Source organism: Leucobacter sp. L43 (genome assembly GCF_016597785.1).
GTDB classification, from domain to species: domain Bacteria; phylum Actinomycetota; class Actinomycetes; order Actinomycetales; family Microbacteriaceae; genus Leucobacter; species Leucobacter alluvii.
In genome coordinates, this window is sequence record NZ_JAENJG010000002.1 from 211,735 (window position 1) to 227,703 (window position 15,969).

Sequence of the window (15,969 nt, forward strand, 5' to 3'; positions counted from 1 at the left end):
CGAGTGGCTCGGTACGCTGTCGGCATGGAACACGATGAAGATCACAACGAGGAGATTGAGCTGCTGCTGCGCTACCTGCAGGTCGGCCGGGAGGCGCTGCTCTGGAAACTCGAAGGTCTCAGCGAATACGGCGCGCGTCGGCCCTTGACGCCGACCGGATCGAACCTGCTCGGCATCGTGAAGCACGTGGCGAGCACGGAGTACGGGTACCTCACCACGTGTCTTGGCGGCGACGGGGGCATCGAAACGCCATGGATGACGGAGGATGCGCCTGACAACGCGGACATGTGGGCCACCGCGGCCGAGAGTCGTGAAGATATCGTCGGCCTGTACCGGCGCGTGTGGGCGAGCGACGATGCAACCGTGCGCGAGCTCGGCGCTGACGCGTCCGGGGCAGTACCTTGGTGGAGCGGAGAAGCGGTGACCGTGCGCCGGCTGCTCGTGCACATGATCGCCGAGACCCACCGGCACGCGGGTCACGCGGATATCTTGCGCGAGCGCCTCGACAACATGGCCGGGATGCGTGCGGAGGCGTTGAACCTGCCGCAGAACGACCCCGCATGGTGGGGCGAATACGTCGCCGAGGTCGAAGCCGCGGCGCAGAAGGCCGCTGCGGCGGCGGGGGAGACGATCCCCGACTGAGCGACCGCGCTGCTTCCCCTCAGCGAACGCCGCGCATGAGGCGCAGGATCGGCGCCTTCACGGTCGCGAGCACGATGCCGACGGCGATCGACGCCAGTCCGATGGTCAGGAAGTACGGCACTTCGTCGTCCGTCGAGTACAGGCCGGACAGGGCGCCGGCGGCCGCCGAGCCCAGCGCGATCGAGAGGAAGTGGAGCGCGACCATCTGGGAGTGGAACGCGTGGGGCGAGAGCTTCGTCGCCAGCGACTGGCCCACCGGGGAGATGCAGAGCTCCGCGAAGGTGAAGAGGAGCAGGATGAGCACGATGGCGTAGAAGGGCACCGAGCCGTCCGCTCCGCCGGAGAACGGGATGAACGTGAGGAACGCGAGCCCCATGATCATCGTGCCGAGTGCGAACTTGATCGGCGTGCTGGGCTGGCGCTCGCCGAGCTTCGTCCACATGGCCGCGAAGACGCCGGCGAAGATGATGATGAAGACCGGGTTGATCGAGGTGACGACGCTCGGGGGAAGCTCGAAGCCGAAGAGATCGCGGTCGAGTCGCTGATCGGAGTAGATCGCGAGCACGGTGAACTGCTGCTGGAACAGCGTCCAGAACACCGCGGAGGCGATGAAGAGCGGGATGTAGGAGAGGACCCGGCTTCGCTCGTCCGACGTGACCCGCGCACTCGCGCCGATCACCGAGAAGAGGCCGATCGCCGCGACGATCGTGAGCGCGACGACGATGATCGAGAGATTCTCGGCGCGCAGCAGGCCGAGCAGCGCCGCGACGGTGATGATGGCGATCGCCGCGACGAGGATCACGATCCACCGCAGGCGCTCGGGCCGCGTCAACGGATTGGTGGGGCGGGCGCCAGATTCGGTGACCGTGTGCCGACGCAGCAGCACGTACTGCAACAGGCCGAGCGCCATGCCGAGAGCCGCGAGGCCGAAGCCCCAGTGGAAGCCCTTCCAGCCCCAGACGAGGCTGGTGAGGAGCGGGCCGATGAAGCCGCCGATGTTGACGCCCATGTAGTAGATCGAGAACGCGGCGTCGCGCCGCACGTCGTTCGGCTCGTAGAGGTCGCCGAGCACCGTCGACGTCGTCGTCTTGAGAGACCCCGCGCCGAGCGCCACGCTGACGAGCCCGACACCGAGCCCGACGACGCCGGGGAAGACGGCGAGGGCGATGTGCCCGAACATGATGATGACCGCTGCGCTCACCAGAGTCTTCTCGGCGCCGAGCACGCGGTCGGCGACCCAGCCGCCCAGGACGGACGAGAGGTAGACGAGTCCTCCGTACGCCCCGACGATGGACGTCGCGGCGGCCTCGGACATGCCGAGGCCCCCTTCCGAGAGGGAGTAGTAGATGTAGAACGCGAGCAATCCCTGCATGCCGTAGAAGCTGAACCGCTCCCACATCTCGACGCCGGCGAGGTTCGCGAGGCCCCACGGGTGCCCGAAGAAGCCGCGATCCTGTCGGGCAGCGGCCGTGTCCACCGTGCGCTTCTGCTCGGTCATGATGTCCCCCCACGCTCCGCGGTCGAGCCGCGGGCGGTTGTCGTCGTGCAGTGCAGACATCAGCATAATGCCGACTGTTCGCTTCGATTGCCCGCCGTGCTAGCGTGGCCGTGCGGCAACCCATCTGGGTGGAGCCGCATGATGGCACTCGCGGAGGAGGCGTCCATGTCGGAGCAGGTCACCGGCCCGAAATCGTATTTCCCGTCGATCGAGCAGAAGTACGGGCTCAGCATCGACGCGTGGTTCGAACGGCTGCGACCGCTCGCCGGGCAGAAGCACATGGAGCAGGTCGCGTTCTTGAAGGAACAGGGCATGGGGCATGGACACGCCAACGCGCTCGTGCACGTGTTTCGCGCGGAGCACGACGGTGCGTGACGACGGTGCTGCGCTGCACCGCCCCACGCGATCGATCTGTCAGGTCGTTCGAGCAGCCGAGAGGTAGCCTGAATCCATGAGTAATCCGACGGCCTCTGCGCACGACGAGAACGCGCACGAAGACCCCGCTGACGATCAGATCACGATCTCGCCGAGTGCACTCCGAACGCTCGGCGATCAGATGCAGCGCTTCATGCTCGAGTACCGTTTCGCAATGGAGGAAGTCGAGACCAAGCTCGCGATTCTGCGCGAAGAGTTCCTCCACATGCACGAGTACAACCCGATCGAGCACGTCTCGAGCCGGGTGAAATCCGTCGAGAGCCTGGTGGCGAAGCTCGAGCGGCGCGGCATCGGCACCGATTTCGATGTGATTCGAACCGAGATCTACGACATCGCCGGAGTGCGCGTCACCTGCGCCTTCATCCGCGATGTCTACCAGCTCTTCGATCTGCTCACGCAGCAGGATGACATCACGGTGCTCGAGGTCGAGGATTACATCGAGACCCCGAAGTCGAACGGGTACAAGAGCCTCCACACGATCATCTCGGTTCCGGTCTACCTGTCGACGGGTCGCGTGGACGTTCCTGTCGAGGTGCAGTTCCGCACCATCGCGATGGATTTCTGGGCGAGCCTCGAGCACAAGATCTATTACAAGTACGAACGACAGGTGCCCGACACGCTGATCCGCGAGCTCAAGCACGCCGCCGAGACGGCAGCTGAGCTCGATACCCGTATGGAGCGGTTGCACGTGCAGATGCACGGCGAGCCCCCGCTGCACACGGCGCCGCTCGAGCTTCGCGCGGTGCGCGACCGCATCCACCGCGTGTGAACCGCTGAGCGCGCGCCCGTCGAAACGTCGTGGCGCGCGCTCAGCGGTCCGGCTCAGGAGGGTGTCGAACGCTCGCGTCCGGTGGCGAACGCGATGAGCGCGACCGCGGCGGCGGCGACCATGATGACCGCGAGGGGCAGTGCGCTGCGCTCGCCGGCGATGCTGACGAACGGTGAGACGGCGGCGGCGAAGCCGAACTGCAGCGCGCCGAGCAGCGCGGAAGCCGTACCTGCAGCACCGGGTACCGCCGACAGTGCGAGTGCCGTGACGTTGCCCATCACGAATCCGAGCGAGCCGACCACGACGAAGACGGCGGCGGCGAGGACCCAGGGAGACGCCCCGAGGAGTGCGGCGCCGAGCATGACGAGTGAACCGACTGCGACTCCGGAGAGTCCGATAGCCGCGAGCGCGCGCGGGCCGACACGGGCGACGAGGCGGGCGGAGATGGCGCTCGTCACCACGAGTGCGAGCGCATTGAGGCCGAAGAGCAGCCCGTACTGCAGCTCGTTCGCGCCGAGCATCGACTGGTAGAGGAAGGGCGACGCCGAGATGTACGCCATCATCACGGTGAACGCTGCAGCGAAGGCGATGGTGTGGCCGAGGTACTGCCGAGAGATCAGTCGTCGTGCGGGCGAGCCCTGTGCGCGGCGAGCTTCGGCCAGCTGCGCACGTCGGTCGGCCGGCAGGGTCTCGCGCACGCCCCAGATGACGGCGACGAGCGTGCCGAGTGCGATCACGAGCAGCACAGCGAGCACTCCGCGCCAGCCGAGCGGGTCGGCGAGCACGCCGCCGACCAGCGGTGCGATGACGGGCGCGATGCCGCTGACGATCATCATGAGGCTCATCGCACGCGCCGCAACGGCGCCGGTGGCGAGGTCGGAGATGATGGCGCGCCCGAGCACCATGCCCGCGGCGCCAGAGACCCCCTGCAGCACGCGCGCCGCGACGAGTACGCCGAGGTTCGGTGCGAACACCGCGGCGGCGCTCGAAGCGATGAGCACGATCGTGCCGATCAGCAGCGGGACGCGTCGGCCGTACCGGTCGGAGAGCGGGCCGAAGACGAGCTGCCCGATCATGATGCCGACGAGAAAGCCGGTCAGTGTCAGCTGAACGCCGGTCGCGCTCGTGCCGAGTTCGCTCGCGATCGCGGGAAACGCTGGGAGGTAGAGGTCGATGCCGAACGGGGCGACCGCGGCGAGGAGACCGAGCACGAGGAGCAGGGCGGGGCCGAGGGCGTCGCTTCGGGAGACCTCGGTCTGCGGAGCTTGGACGGAGGGGGGTGCACTGGACATAACTAGTTATCTTACTATAAATATCTCGGGCAGGTGGCCTACGATGATCCTATGCACGATGCCGCGCCTCGAGACGACGCCTCAATCGCCGACCTGGCCGCCGCGGTCGTGGCCCTCGCGAGGGAGATCGAGTCTCGGCACGAGCACGCCGATTACATTCCATTGACGCAGACCGAGCGACTCGTGCTGGGCACCCTCGATCGCCACGGCGAGTCGGCGCCCGGCGCGCTCGCCGAACGTCTCGGCATGCAGCGATCCAATCTGAGCACCGCGCTTCGCGGACTCGAGGCGAAGGCCCTCGTGGCGCGCCGCCGCTCGAGCCCCGACGGCCGCGGCGTACTCGTGAGCTCCACTCCGCTCGCTGCGGAGAATCTGTCTCGACTCCGTGCGCGCTGGGCTGAAGTGCTCGAAGCGGTGACTCCGGAGGAGCTCGACGTCGCGAGCGTCGCCGACTCGCTCCATGAGATGACGCAGGCACTGATCGAGCAGCGGCGGTCACGGTCGTGAGCTCGGTGCACGCCCGAGAGGACGCGGATTCCGGTACGGTGTGACGCATGGAGCGCGAGCATCTTCCGGGCGGGTCGGGCGGCGTCTGGCGCGTGCAGCAGGCGGACGGCGCGACACGCGTCCATCGCCCCACGGGTCCTTGGACGCCCGCGGTCCACGCGCTGCTCGCCTATCTCGACGAGCAGGGCCTCGACGGCATCCCGCGCGTGCACGGCATCGACGAGGACGGCCAGGAGATTCTCGATTACCTGCCCGGCCGCACGCTCGACCCGGAGCGCGACAGCGTCGATGACGCTGCGCTCGTCGAGGCGGCGAGCTGGTTGCGTCGATTCCACGACGCCGTGCGCCACTTCTCACCGGGAGCACTCGAGTGGCGGCAAGGCGTGCAGCGCCTCGAACCCGGCCAGGTCATCTGCCACAACGATCCTGGGCTGTACAACTGGGTGGTTCTCGACGACGGATTCGCCGGCATGATCGACTGGGATCGCGCGGGGCCCGGCGATCCGCTCGACGACCTCGCCTTCATGTGCTGGTCGGGCGTGCCGCTCCTGCGCGAGATCGATGCCGCCGATGCGGCGCGACGGCTCGAGCGTGCGGCGAGCGCCTACGGCGGAGTGACGGCGTGCGAGCTCTTGACAGCGGTGGAGGCTCGGATGTCGCTCATCTCCGAGCGGTGGCGAGCGGGGATCGAGCGCGGCGACCCGGGTACCCTCGCACTGAGGGATGCGGGCATCATGGATCGCCATCACTCGCGTGTGGCCGGGTTCTTGCGGCGTCGTGCCGCGATCATGGATGCGTTGAGGGGCGACGCACCGCTGGAATCAGAGGAGGCATCATGACCATCATCGTGACCGACGGCGGCATCGAGACAGCGCTCACGGATCGACTCGGGCAGGAGCTGCCCGAGTTCGCGGCGTTCGTGCTGCTCGACTCCGCAGCGGGCAGGACCGCGCTGCACGAGTACTACGCGCCGTTCCTAGCGGTCGCCCGCGAACACGACCTCTCGTTGGTGCTCGACACCCCGACCTGGCGGGCGAACGCGGATTGGGGCGGGCGTCTCGGGTACGGCGCCGACGACCTGGCTCGCGTGAACGCCGACGCCGTCGCGCTCGTGCGCGAGCTCGACGAGGGGGATCCGCAGCCCGCGCCCGAGATCATCGTGAACGGTTGCGTCGGGCCCCGCTTCGACGACTACGTCGCAGGGGAACGGATGAGCGCGGCCGAGGCGGAGGAGTACCATGCCCCTCAAGTGCGCGCCCTTGCAGAGGCGGGCGCCGACCGTGTGACCTCCGTGACCACGCTCGACGCGGCGGAGGGCATCGGCGTCGTGCGCGCCGCCGCAGCTTCCCGCGTCCCGGTCCTCGTGTCCTTCATCGTGGGGGCGAGCGGGCTGCTCGCGGACGGCAGTTCCATCACCGAGGCGATCTCGGAGGTGGATCGCGCGACCGATGCGGCGCCCGAGGGGTACCTGATCAACTGCGCGCATCCGAGCGAGGTCGCCACCGGAATCGCGAGGGACGCCGGTGCTGCCGAGCTCGACCGCATCGTCGGGTTCCGGTTGAACGCCGCGGCCTCGGGCGACGACGGCGCAGGTGATGAGCCGCGCGCTTTCGCCGATGCGGAGCTCGCACTGCGAGACCTTCTCCCGCTCACCACCGTGTTCGGCGGCTGCTGCGGCACCGACGCGCCGCACATCGCCGCAGTGGCCGAGCGTGCGCAGCGCGACGGGGCTGCCGACGATGCGAACGAGGCTCCCATCGGACGCGGTTAGGCTGTCGGCGTGAGTAAAGATCCATTCGAGGAACTCTTCGGACCAGCAGACGCCGAGCCGCCGGCTGAGACGCGACCCGTTCCGCCGGCGGAGCCGCAGCCCGTTCCGGCGCGCGACCGTCTCTCGTACGAGCAGGCGGAGCGCGTGCGCACGGCGCAGTTGTCGACGGAGCCGCGAAGCGAGGGGACGCGTGCCGCGCCCAAGGCGCTGCCCTGGATCGTCGTCGGCGCGGTCGCCGTCATCGCGATCATCGTCTGCATCGTCCTCGTGAACCTGGCACGCGGGGGATCGGATGACGGGAATGCCTCGAACCAGGAGCCGACCACAACGGCCGCTCCGAGCGCGACGCCGTCGCCGTCGAGCGGCGCCGATGACGCGGATGCCGACGACGCCGACGCGGAGGACACCGACCCGGATGAGGTCCCCGCGGTCGAGGTCGGACCGACCACGCCGCTCGACATCCCGGCGTGGGGCGTCACCTCGCAGCTCAGTCTGAAGTTCGGTATGACGAGCTACTCGATTCCCGACAATGTGAATCTGCAGCTGAGCAGCCCGCTGATCAATTCGCTGCCGGAGGAGTGCGCGGCCATGCGCACCCAGTGGGGGATCACGCAGGGGGCCGACGGCACCTACTCCGTACTGAAGCCCGCGGAGCGATGCGAGGCGGCGCCCGAGCTGTACGACGAGCTCTGGGGCCTGACCGACGCCTTTGCGAAGAGCATCACCCCCGCCGGCTGACGGGGAGGGCCGGAGCGAACCGGCCGGCGCTCACCCTGCCGGCGCGCTGAAGAGCGCCGGCCAGAGGGCGACCGCGAGCGGGTAGCCTGCGAAGCTTGCGATGTCGAGCGCCCAGTGCGCGACCACGAGGGGGAGAGCGCGGCCCCATCGCTGGTACACCCAGCCGAAGACGACGCCCATGATCACGTTGCCGATGAAGCCGCCGAAGCCCTGATACAGGTGATAGCTGCCGCGGAGGAGCGCACTGATGGCGATCGTCGCCCACGGCCCGACGCCGAGGCGCTTGAGTCGTTCGAAGAGGTAGGCGACGACGATGAGTTCCTCTCCGAGCGCCGCGCGCAGGGCCTGGAGCACGAGTACCGGCACCGTCCACCACGCGGCGTCGAGCGCGGTCGGCACCACGGTCGTGTTGATGCCGATCGCTTTGGCGAAGAGGTAGAACGCGATTCCCGGTATGCCGATCGCGGCGGCGAGCAGCACGCCTCCGCCCGCTTCTCTGCCCCACCATGCCCGCCCCGCGTCGAGCGGGCGACCGAGCCCGAGCCGCGAGAGATGCGGGCGCGTGCTCGACCAGAGCAGGTAGACGACCAGTGCGACGGGAGCCAGCCCGAAGGCGAACGAGAGCAGCTGGGAGATCAGGTCGAAGACCGGCCGGTCGGAGAGCGGACGGTTGATCGTCGCGGTCTGCTGCGACAGGGCCGTCTCGCGGGTGAGCCGCTCGACGATGGAGACGATCGCGTACACGGCGGATGCTCCAAACGACAGCGCGAGCACGATGGCGATCTCCCAGCGGAGGCGAGTGCGCAGCGCGGCTGAAGTCATGGCGACAGCGTATCGCCGGACTCTCAGGAAAGTGTCGAGTGCCCACAGTGCCCGGGAGGCTCGGGTGGGATCTTTCTCCGAGAACCACAGATCTCTGTTACGAAGGCGTTACGCTGGGCCGAATTGCACGCATCCGGTCTGACAGGTCTGTAGGCTGTTTTCGTACTATCGAATCTGTCGGGTGCGACCGAACGCGAGTTCTGTCGGCATGCCGGGGGACATTTCAAGGAGGAAACCAGTGAAGCGATCACGGATCGGCTACACGTTCATCGCCCTGGCCGCAGCAGGCGCGCTCGCGCTTTCGGGCTGCTCGTCGAGCGGTGGCGAAGGCGGCGGCGACGCGGGCTCGGGCGGCGGCATCATCACCGTCAACAACACCGAGCCGCAGAAGGGGCTCGTACCCGCCGACACGACTGAGGTCGGCGGCGGCAAGGTCGTGGACGCGCTGTGGGAGGGCCTGGTGTACTACGACATCGACGGCAAGACCCAGATGGGCGTCGCAGAGTCGATCGAGTCGGACGACAACACCACCTGGACCATCACGCTCCGCGAAGACGCGGTGTTCTCCGATGGCACCCCGGTCATGGCGAAGAACTTCGTCGACGCCTGGAACTACGCGGCCAACGTCGACAACGCGATGGGCAACCAGTACTTCTTCAGCACGATCGAGGGCTTCAGCGAGACCGAGCCGGTCGAGGAGATGTCGGGCCTCAAGATCGTCGACGACTACACCTTCACCGTGAAGGCCACCCCCGATTTCCCGGATCGCCTGGGCTACTCGGCGTACTACCCGCTTCCCGATGTCGCATTCGAAGACATGGAGGCGTTCGGCCAGAACCCGATCGGCAACGGGCTGTACCAGATGGACGGCGAGGGTGCATGGAAGCACAACGAGTCCATCAGCCTGGTGAAGAACGAGAGCTACGTCGGCCCCCGCGAGGTCGAGAACGACGGCGTCGAGTTCAAGATCTACGCCTCGCTCGACGCGGCGTACACCGATCTGCTCGGAAACAACCTCGACGTGCTCGATCAGATTCCCGACACGTCGTTCGCCGTCTTCCAGGATGAGCTCGGCGACCGGGCGATCAACCAGGCCGGCGCCCTGACGACGACGCTCGCGATCTCCGAGAACCTCGAGCACTTCTCGGGCGAAGAAGGCAAGCTGCGCCGTGCTGCGCTGTCGATGGCGCTCGACCGCGAAGAGATCATCGATGTGATCTTCGAGGGAACGAACGTGCCGGCGAAGGACTTCACCTCTCCCGTGGTCGACGGCTACGCCGAGGATCTCGAAGGCGCCGAGAAGCTCGAGTTCAACGCCGACGAGGCGAAGAAGCTCTGGGCCGAAGCAGACGCCATGAGCCCGTTCGAGGGAACGCTCGAGGTCGCGACCAACTCAGACGGCCCCCACCAGGTGTGGGTCGAAGCGGTCGCCAACCAGTGGGCCAACAACCTCGACATCGAGGCCGCCCCGAAGCTCTACCCGACCTTCCAGGCGTTCCTCGACGACCGTGAAGCCGACGTCGTCGGCGGTCCCTTCCGCGCCGGCTGGCAGGGCGACTACCCGGGTGCCTACAACTACCTGCAGCCGCTCTACTACACCGGCGCGAGCTCGAACCACGGCTTCTACGCGAACCCCGAGTTCGACGCGCTGCTCGACGAGGCCGCCGCTGAGAGCGACCACGACGCGCGCATCGAGAAGCTGAACGATGCGCAGGAGATGCTGCTCGAAGACATGCCGTCGATTCCGCTGTGGTACCAGGGCACCACCGGTGGCCACAGCGAGGGCGTCGACAACGTCGCCTTCGGCTGGAACTCCGTGCCGCTGTTCAACGAGATCACCAAGAACTGATCGAGTTCCTTCAGGCCCCGAACACCGGTTCGGGGCCTGAACCTCGTTCGGGCGGCATCACCGCTCGAGCGATACCATTTCCGACGCGGCAGGGACACTGGCGTCCCGACGACGTTTCGCGCCACGATTGCGAGAGAAAACGCACGATGTCTACGACCAGTGAACGGGGGAGCGGCGCATGCTGAGATACATCCTCTTCCGAGTTCTCCAGGTGATCCCAGTCCTTCTGGGCACCACATTCCTCATCTACTTCATGGTGTTCGCCATGCCGGGCGACCCGGTCGCCGCGATGTTCGGCGACAAGGTGCCGAGCGACGCCGTGCTGGAGCGGCTCCGCGAGCAGTACAACCTCGACAAGCCGTTCTTCATCCAATATCTGCTGTACCTGCAGGGACTCTTCGTCGGCGACTTCGGCATCAGCTTCTCGGGCGAGCCGGTCTCCGAGATCCTGGCCCGCACGTTCCCCGTGACCATCAAGCTCGCGCTGATGGCCATCGCGATCTCGCTGGTGCTCGCGATCGTGATCGGGCTCTTCTCCGGTCTGCGCAAGGGGCGGTTCTTCGACAACATCAACCTCATCATCGGGCTGCTGTTCCTGAGCGTCCCGATCTTCGTGGTCGCCTTCATCGCGCAGTACGGCCTCGGGCTCAAGCTCGGGTGGTTCAATCCGACCGTCGGCGCTGGCGCACCACTGCAGGATCTGCTGCTGCCGGCGATCGTCTTGGGCGCCTCGCTCTACGCGACCAGCATGCGTCTCACCCGGGCATCCGTCATCGACACGCTGAATCAGGACTTCGTGCGCACGGCGTACGCCAAGGGGCTCAGCCGCGGGCGCGTCATCCCGGTGCACGTGCTCCGCAACTCGCTGATCCCGACGATCACCAATACGGCGACCGATTTCGGGACGTTGATGGTGGGCGCCACGGTCACCGAGGGCATCTTCAACGTTCCCGGCGTCGGCAACGTGCTCTTCAACGCCATCCTCAAGGGCGAGAACACGACCGTGGTGTCGTTCGTCACCGTGATGGTGCTGATCTACCTCGGCGTCAACCTCGCCGTCGACCTGCTGTACGCCGTACTCGATCCGAGGATCCGCTATGCCTGATGCACCCCGCTCCTCTCACGAATCGGCCGGCCGTGTGCGGCCGCCCATCACCCATTTCGTCGCGCCGATCGACGAGACTCCGGTCGTCGCCGTAGACGCGGTCCGCATCTCGGAGAAGAAGTCGACGCTGTGGCTCGACGCCTGGCGCGACATGCGCCGGCGTCCGATGTTCTGGATCTCCGCGGTGATCATCTTGGTCGTGGCCCTGATCTCGCTCTTCCCCGGCCTGTTCAGCCAGGCGGATCCGCGCGCGTGCGCGCTGACGTTCTCGAACGCCGGCCCCTCCGCCGGGCACCCGCTCGGGTACAACAAGCAGGGGTGCGACGTCTACTCGCGCATCATTCACGGCACGTCGACCTCGGTGTCCGTCGGCCTGCTCGTCATCACGATCACGTTCGTGGTCGGCACCGTCATGGGGGCGCTCGCCGGATTCTTCGGGGGCATGCTGGACACCGTGCTGTCGCGACTCGGCGACATCTTCTTCTCGATCCCGTACATCCTGGCCGCGGTCGTCGTCATGAGCGTGCTGTCGGACCACCGCAATCCGCTCGTCATCGCGCTCGCGATCGGCGGGTTCTCCTGGCCGATCACCGCGCGAATCGTCCGAAGCGAGATTCTTCGCGTGAAGAACGCCGATTTCGTCATGGCTTCGGAATCCCTCGGACTGTCGAGGTTCGCGACGCTCGTGCGGCACGTGCTGCCGAACGCGATCGCCCCGGCGATCGTCGTCACGACGCTCTCGCTCGCGTCCGCCATCGTCGCCGAGGCGACGCTGTCCTTCCTGGGCGTCGGGCTTCCGGCCGGTCAGTTCATCAGTTGGGGCAACGACATCAGCGCGGCTCAGCTCTCACTGCGAACGGATCCCATGCCGCTGATCTACCCGTCCCTGGCACTCACCATCACCGTTCTCGGATTCATCCTCCTCGGCGAATCGGTTCGGGATGCGCTTGACCCGAAGGCGAGAGCACGACGATGAACGAAGCACACATGACTGAAGCAACGCAGGAATTCATGCAGCCGCTCCTGAGCGTGCGCGACTTGAAGGTCGGGTTCACGGTCGACCGGCAGGTGAACGAGGTGCTGCACGGGATCGACTTCGACGTCTATCCGGGCGAGACGGTCGCCATCGTCGGCGAGTCGGGCTCCGGCAAGTCGACGACCATGCACGCCGTGATCAACCTGCTGCCCGGCACCGGGCGGGTCACCGCGGGGTCCGTGCAGTGGGGTGGCCGAGAACTCGTCGGGCTCGGGCGCCGCGAGATGGAGCGCATCCGCGGCCGCGAGATCGGTCTCGTTCCGCAGGACCCGATGTCGAACCTCAACCCGGTGTGGTCGGTCGGGTTCCAGGTCGAGGAAGCGGTCCGCGCGAACGGACTCGCGACCGGCAAGAAGGAGGTGCGCGAGCGCGCGATCCAGGTGCTCGAACAGGCCGGATTGCAGAACGCCGCCCAGCGCATGAAGCAGTTCCCGCACCAGTTCTCCGGCGGGATGAAGCAGCGAGCGCTCATCGGCATCGGCCTCGCCGCCAGTCCGCAGCTGCTGATCGCCGACGAGCCGACCTCAGCGCTCGACGTGACCGTGCAGCGCGTCGTCCTCGATCATCTGCAGGGGCTCACGCAGCAGCTGGGCACGGCCGTCGTCTTCATCACCCACGATCTCGGGCTCGCTGCTGAGCGCGCCGAGAAGCTCATCGTGATGTACAAGGGCAACATCGTGGAGTCGGGGCCGAGCCGAGAGATCCTCGAACGCCCGCAGCACCCCTACACCAAGCGGCTCGTATCCGCGGCGCCGAGCCTGGCATCCCGTCGCATCGGTGCGGACGCCGAGCTCCCCACCGCGCCCACGCAGACGTTCGACCTCTCGGCACTCGCCGACGAGCCGAAGCCGACCGTGAAGCACGGCGAGCCGATGATCGAGGTCTCGGATCTGGGCAAGATCTACAAGATCCGGAAGGGCAATTTCGGATCGGAGGAGTTCCACGCGGTCGCCGGCGCATCGTTCTCGGTCAACCGCGGTGAGACCCTGGCCCTGGTCGGGGAATCCGGCTCCGGCAAATCCACCATCGCGAAGATGGTGCTGCAGCTCGAGAAGCCGTCGTCGGGCTCGATACGGATCGGCGGTCAGGAGACCGCGGATCTGTCGGGGCGGGGGCTCTTCGACCTCCGCCGCACGCTGCAGCCGGTATTCCAGGACCCGTACGGATCCCTCGACCCGCTCAACAACATCGCGAGCACCATCATGGAGCCCCTCAAGATCCACGACGTGGGTGATGCCGCGAGCCGGAAGGCGCGCGTCTACGAGTTGCTCGATCAGGTCGCCCTGCCGCGGGAACTGGCGACGCGCTACCCGAACGAGCTCTCGGGAGGGCAGCGGCAGCGCGTCGCCGTCGCGCGCGGGCTCGCACTCAAGCCCGACATCCTCGTGCTCGACGAGGCGGTGTCGGCGCTCGACGTGCTGGTGCAGGCGCAGATCCTCGACCTGCTCGCGCAGCTGCAGCGCGAACTGGGACTCACGTATCTGTTCATCACCCACGACCTCGCCGTCGTGCGCCTCATCGCGGATCGTGTCTGCGTGATGCAGCAGGGCCGCATCGTGGAGCAGGCGACCACTGATGAGGTGTTCGAGAATCCGCAGGAGGAATACACGAAGAACCTGCTCGCCGCGATTCCGGGCGCCCACATCGAGCTCGGGCAGCAGAGGTAGCGCGTTCAGCAACGCCCGCGCCTGTCTGGCACTCCGGACAGGCGCGGGCGTTGCTGCGTTGTCGCGAGGCGGGCGAACCGCTGGGATAGGGGAAGCGGGATGAGGCCCGCGATCCAGCACTTCAGCGAAAGGTCCAATGATGGCACTTCCCGGCGCACGCCCCGTCCGTTCCCCACGAGGCAGCGAGCTCTCTGCGAAGAGCTGGCAGACGGAGGCACCGCTGCGCATGCTCATGAACAATCTCGATCCAGAGGTGGCCGAGCGCCCCGACGACCTCGTCGTGTACGGCGGCACCGGCCGAGCGGCGCGGAGCTGGGAGGCGTTCGACGCCATCGTCGATACCCTGCGCGACCTGGAGGAGGACGAGACCCTGCTCGTGCAGTCGGGCAAGCCGGTCGGCGTCTTCCGCACGAACGTCTGGGCGCCCCGCGTCCTCATCGCGAACTCGAACCTCGTGGGGGACTGGGCGAACTGGCCCGAATTCCGCAAGCTCGAAGCCGAGGGCCTCATGATGTACGGCCAGATGACCGCCGGCTCCTGGATCTACATCGGCACGCAGGGCATTCTGCAGGGTACGTTCGAGACATTCGCCGCGGTCGCGCGCAAGCGCTTCGGCGGCACGCTCGCCGGGACCATCACCCTGACCGGCGGCTGCGGGGGAATGGGCGGAGCGCAGCCCCTCGCCGTCACCCTCAACGAGGGCGCGTGCCTCATCGTCGACGTCGACCAGAGTCGACTCGAACGCCGCGTCAGCAAGCGCTACCTCGACGAGGTCGTGACCAGCGTCGACGAGGCGCTCGCGAAGGTCCAGCAGGCGAAGGAGGAGCAGCGCGGGTGGTCCGTCGGACTCGTCGGGAACGCGGCCGAAGTGTTCCCCGAGATCCTGCGCCGGCACCGCGCCGGCGAGATCACCATCGATGTGGTCACCGATCAGACGAGCGCGCACGATCCGCTGAGCTACCTGCCGATCGGCTACGAGGTGGGGGAGCGGCTGCAGCGGGCCGAGGTGGATCCCGAGCAGTTCACCCGCGATGCGCAGGCCGCCATGGCGGCTCAGGTGCGGGCGATGGTCGAATTCCAGGACGCGGGCGCCGAGGTCTTCGACTACGGCAATTCCATCCGTGACGAGGCGCGCACCGGCGGGTACGACCGAGCATTCGAGTTTCCCGGGTTCGTGCCGGCCTACATCCGTCCGCTGTTCTGCGAGGGCCTCGGCCCGTTCCGCTGGGCGGCGCTCTCGGGAGACCCCGAAGACATCCGCGTGACGGACGAGGCGATCCTCGAGCTCTTCCCGGAGAACGAGCACCTGCACCGGTGGATTCGCGCGGCTCAGGATCGCGTGGAGTTCGAGGGACTGCCCGCGCGCATCTGCTGGCTCGGCTACGGCGACCGCGCGAAGGCGGCCGTGCGCTTCAACGAGCTCGTGGCCGAGGGCAGGCTGTCTGCTCCGATCGTGATCGGACGAGATCACCTCGACTCCGGTTCGGTCGCCTCGCCCTACCGCGAGACCGAGTCGATGGCGGATGGCTCCGACGCCATCTCCGACTGGCCGTTGCTCAATGCCCTGACCGCCGCTTCGTCGGGGGCCACGTGGGTCTCGCTGCACCACGGCGGCGGCGTCGGCATCGGTCGTTCGCAGCATTCCGGCCAGGTCTCGGTCGCCGACGGCACGCCGCTCGCGGCGGAGAAGCTGCAGCGATTGCTGACGAACGACCCGGGCATGGGGGTGATCCGCCACGTCGATGCCGGCTACCAGCGGGCGGTCGACGTGGCGGGCGAGCGCGGCGTGCGCATCCCGGTGGCCCCCGTGATCCGCAACACCGACCAGGCCTGGTGAC

15 protein-coding genes are annotated in these 15,969 nt (G+C 67.4%); 12 read left to right on the plus strand and 3 right to left on the minus strand.

What is annotated here, in order from left to right; translation table 11 throughout:
* Positions 1 to 24: 24 nt before the first annotated feature.
* Positions 25 to 642, plus strand: a complete 618-nt coding sequence (locus JE033_RS10230; protein ID WP_200331387.1) for a DinB family protein — start codon at positions 25 to 27, stop codon at positions 640 to 642.
* A 19-nt stretch (positions 643 to 661) separates the two neighbouring features.
* On the opposite strand, the gene JE033_RS10235 is transcribed toward JE033_RS10230, so the two are convergent.
* The gene (locus JE033_RS10235; RefSeq protein ID WP_200331901.1) at positions 662 to 2,140 is read right to left on the minus strand and encodes a peptide MFS transporter; all 1,479 of its coding nucleotides are present in this window, start codon (positions 2,138 to 2,140) and stop codon (positions 662 to 664) included.
* 165 nt (positions 2,141 to 2,305) lie between these two features.
* Between JE033_RS10235 and JE033_RS10240 the strand changes: the two genes are divergently transcribed.
* Both JE033_RS10240 and JE033_RS10245 read left to right on the plus strand, forming a co-directional pair.
* Positions 2,306 to 2,515: a DUF4287 domain-containing protein gene (locus JE033_RS10240; protein ID WP_090151394.1), complete on the plus strand. Its 210-nt coding sequence runs from the start codon at positions 2,306 to 2,308 to the stop codon at positions 2,513 to 2,515.
* A gap of 76 nt (positions 2,516 to 2,591) precedes the next feature.
* Positions 2,592 to 3,344: a GTP pyrophosphokinase family protein gene (locus tag JE033_RS10245; protein WP_090150807.1), complete on the plus strand. Its 753-nt coding sequence runs from the start codon at positions 2,592 to 2,594 to the stop codon at positions 3,342 to 3,344.
* A gap of 53 nt (positions 3,345 to 3,397) precedes the next feature.
* Here the strand turns inward: JE033_RS10245 and JE033_RS10250 are convergent, their stop codons facing one another.
* Positions 3,398 to 4,636, minus strand: coding sequence for a multidrug effflux MFS transporter (locus tag JE033_RS10250; RefSeq protein ID WP_200331389.1), 1,239 nt, complete (start codon positions 4,634 to 4,636; stop codon positions 3,398 to 3,400).
* 51 nt (positions 4,637 to 4,687) lie between these two features.
* Here JE033_RS10250 and JE033_RS10255 point away from each other — a divergent pair, with 51 nt between their 5' ends.
* From JE033_RS10255 to JE033_RS10270, 4 genes are read left to right on the plus strand one after another with little or no spacing between them, the layout of a single operon-like run.
* Complete coding sequence (locus JE033_RS10255) at positions 4,688 to 5,143, plus strand: MarR family winged helix-turn-helix transcriptional regulator (protein WP_200331391.1); 456 nt, start codon at positions 4,688 to 4,690, stop codon at positions 5,141 to 5,143.
* A gap of 47 nt (positions 5,144 to 5,190) precedes the next feature.
* Positions 5,191 to 5,982 carry a phosphotransferase gene (locus tag JE033_RS10260; RefSeq protein WP_200331393.1) on the plus strand — a complete coding sequence of 264 codons (792 nt, stop codon included), beginning with the start codon at positions 5,191 to 5,193 and terminating at the stop codon, positions 5,980 to 5,982.
* Complete coding sequence (locus JE033_RS10265) at positions 5,979 to 6,914, plus strand: homocysteine S-methyltransferase family protein (RefSeq protein ID WP_200331395.1); 936 nt, start codon at positions 5,979 to 5,981, stop codon at positions 6,912 to 6,914. The genes JE033_RS10260 and JE033_RS10265 overlap by 4 nt, the downstream gene beginning before the upstream one ends.
* A gap of 9 nt (positions 6,915 to 6,923) precedes the next feature.
* Positions 6,924 to 7,652 (plus strand): hypothetical protein, encoded by a 729-nt coding sequence (locus tag JE033_RS10270; protein ID WP_336662494.1) that lies wholly within the window; start codon positions 6,924 to 6,926, stop codon positions 7,650 to 7,652.
* Between the two features lie 30 nt (positions 7,653 to 7,682).
* On the opposite strand, the gene JE033_RS10275 is transcribed toward JE033_RS10270, so the two are convergent.
* Positions 7,683 to 8,474, minus strand: coding sequence for a CPBP family intramembrane glutamic endopeptidase (locus tag JE033_RS10275; protein WP_200331397.1), 792 nt, complete (start codon positions 8,472 to 8,474; stop codon positions 7,683 to 7,685).
* A 238-nt stretch (positions 8,475 to 8,712) separates the two neighbouring features.
* On the opposite strand from JE033_RS10275, the gene JE033_RS10280 reads away from it, so the two are divergent.
* From JE033_RS10280 to hutU, 5 genes are all read left to right on the plus strand, one after another.
* On the plus strand, positions 8,713 to 10,323 hold the full coding sequence (locus tag JE033_RS10280; protein ID WP_200331399.1) for an ABC transporter substrate-binding protein: 1,611 nt from the start codon (positions 8,713 to 8,715) through the stop codon (positions 10,321 to 10,323).
* A 178-nt stretch (positions 10,324 to 10,501) separates the two neighbouring features.
* Positions 10,502 to 11,428 (plus strand): ABC transporter permease, encoded by a 927-nt coding sequence (locus tag JE033_RS10285; RefSeq protein WP_090150790.1) that lies wholly within the window; start codon positions 10,502 to 10,504, stop codon positions 11,426 to 11,428.
* Complete coding sequence (locus JE033_RS10290) at positions 11,421 to 12,404, plus strand: ABC transporter permease (RefSeq protein ID WP_200331401.1); 984 nt, start codon at positions 11,421 to 11,423, stop codon at positions 12,402 to 12,404. The genes JE033_RS10285 and JE033_RS10290 overlap by 8 nt, the downstream gene beginning before the upstream one ends.
* Before the next feature lie 11 nt (positions 12,405 to 12,415).
* Positions 12,416 to 14,131 carry an ABC transporter ATP-binding protein gene (locus JE033_RS10295; protein ID WP_090150786.1) on the plus strand — a complete coding sequence of 572 codons (1,716 nt, stop codon included), beginning with the start codon at positions 12,416 to 12,418 and terminating at the stop codon, positions 14,129 to 14,131.
* A gap of 139 nt (positions 14,132 to 14,270) precedes the next feature.
* The gene (gene hutU, locus JE033_RS10300) at positions 14,271 to 15,968 is read left to right on the plus strand and encodes a urocanate hydratase (RefSeq protein ID WP_200331403.1); all 1,698 of its coding nucleotides are present in this window, start codon (positions 14,271 to 14,273) and stop codon (positions 15,966 to 15,968) included.
* The last annotated feature ends 1 nt before the right edge of the window (position 15,969 follow it).

What these genes read in the sequence shown, in the direction of transcription:
- hutU (WP_200331403.1), top strand. Translation starts at nt 14,271, where the DNA reads ATGGCACTTCCCGGCGCACGCCCCGTCCGTTCCCCACGAGGCAGCGAG.
- JE033_RS10275 (WP_200331397.1), bottom strand. Translation starts at nt 8,474, where the DNA reads ATGACTTCAGCCGCGCTGCGCACTCGCCTCCGCTGGGAGATCGCCATC.
- JE033_RS10240 (WP_090151394.1), top strand. Translation starts at nt 2,306, where the DNA reads ATGTCGGAGCAGGTCACCGGCCCGAAATCGTATTTCCCGTCGATCGAG.
- JE033_RS10230 (WP_200331387.1), top strand. Translation starts at nt 25, where the DNA reads ATGGAACACGATGAAGATCACAACGAGGAGATTGAGCTGCTGCTGCGC.
- JE033_RS10295 (WP_090150786.1), top strand. Translation starts at nt 12,416, where the DNA reads ATGACTGAAGCAACGCAGGAATTCATGCAGCCGCTCCTGAGCGTGCGC.
- JE033_RS10250 (WP_200331389.1), bottom strand. Translation starts at nt 4,636, where the DNA reads ATGTCCAGTGCACCCCCCTCCGTCCAAGCTCCGCAGACCGAGGTCTCC.
- JE033_RS10260 (WP_200331393.1), top strand. Translation starts at nt 5,191, where the DNA reads ATGGAGCGCGAGCATCTTCCGGGCGGGTCGGGCGGCGTCTGGCGCGTG.
- JE033_RS10245 (WP_090150807.1), top strand. Translation starts at nt 2,592, where the DNA reads ATGAGTAATCCGACGGCCTCTGCGCACGACGAGAACGCGCACGAAGAC.
- JE033_RS10255 (WP_200331391.1), top strand. Translation starts at nt 4,688, where the DNA reads ATGCACGATGCCGCGCCTCGAGACGACGCCTCAATCGCCGACCTGGCC.
- JE033_RS10285 (WP_090150790.1), top strand. Translation starts at nt 10,502, where the DNA reads ATGCTGAGATACATCCTCTTCCGAGTTCTCCAGGTGATCCCAGTCCTT.
- JE033_RS10265 (WP_200331395.1), top strand. Translation starts at nt 5,979, where the DNA reads ATGACCATCATCGTGACCGACGGCGGCATCGAGACAGCGCTCACGGAT.
- JE033_RS10290 (WP_200331401.1), top strand. Translation starts at nt 11,421, where the DNA reads ATGCCTGATGCACCCCGCTCCTCTCACGAATCGGCCGGCCGTGTGCGG.
- JE033_RS10235 (WP_200331901.1), bottom strand. Translation starts at nt 2,140, where the DNA reads ATGACCGAGCAGAAGCGCACGGTGGACACGGCCGCTGCCCGACAGGAT.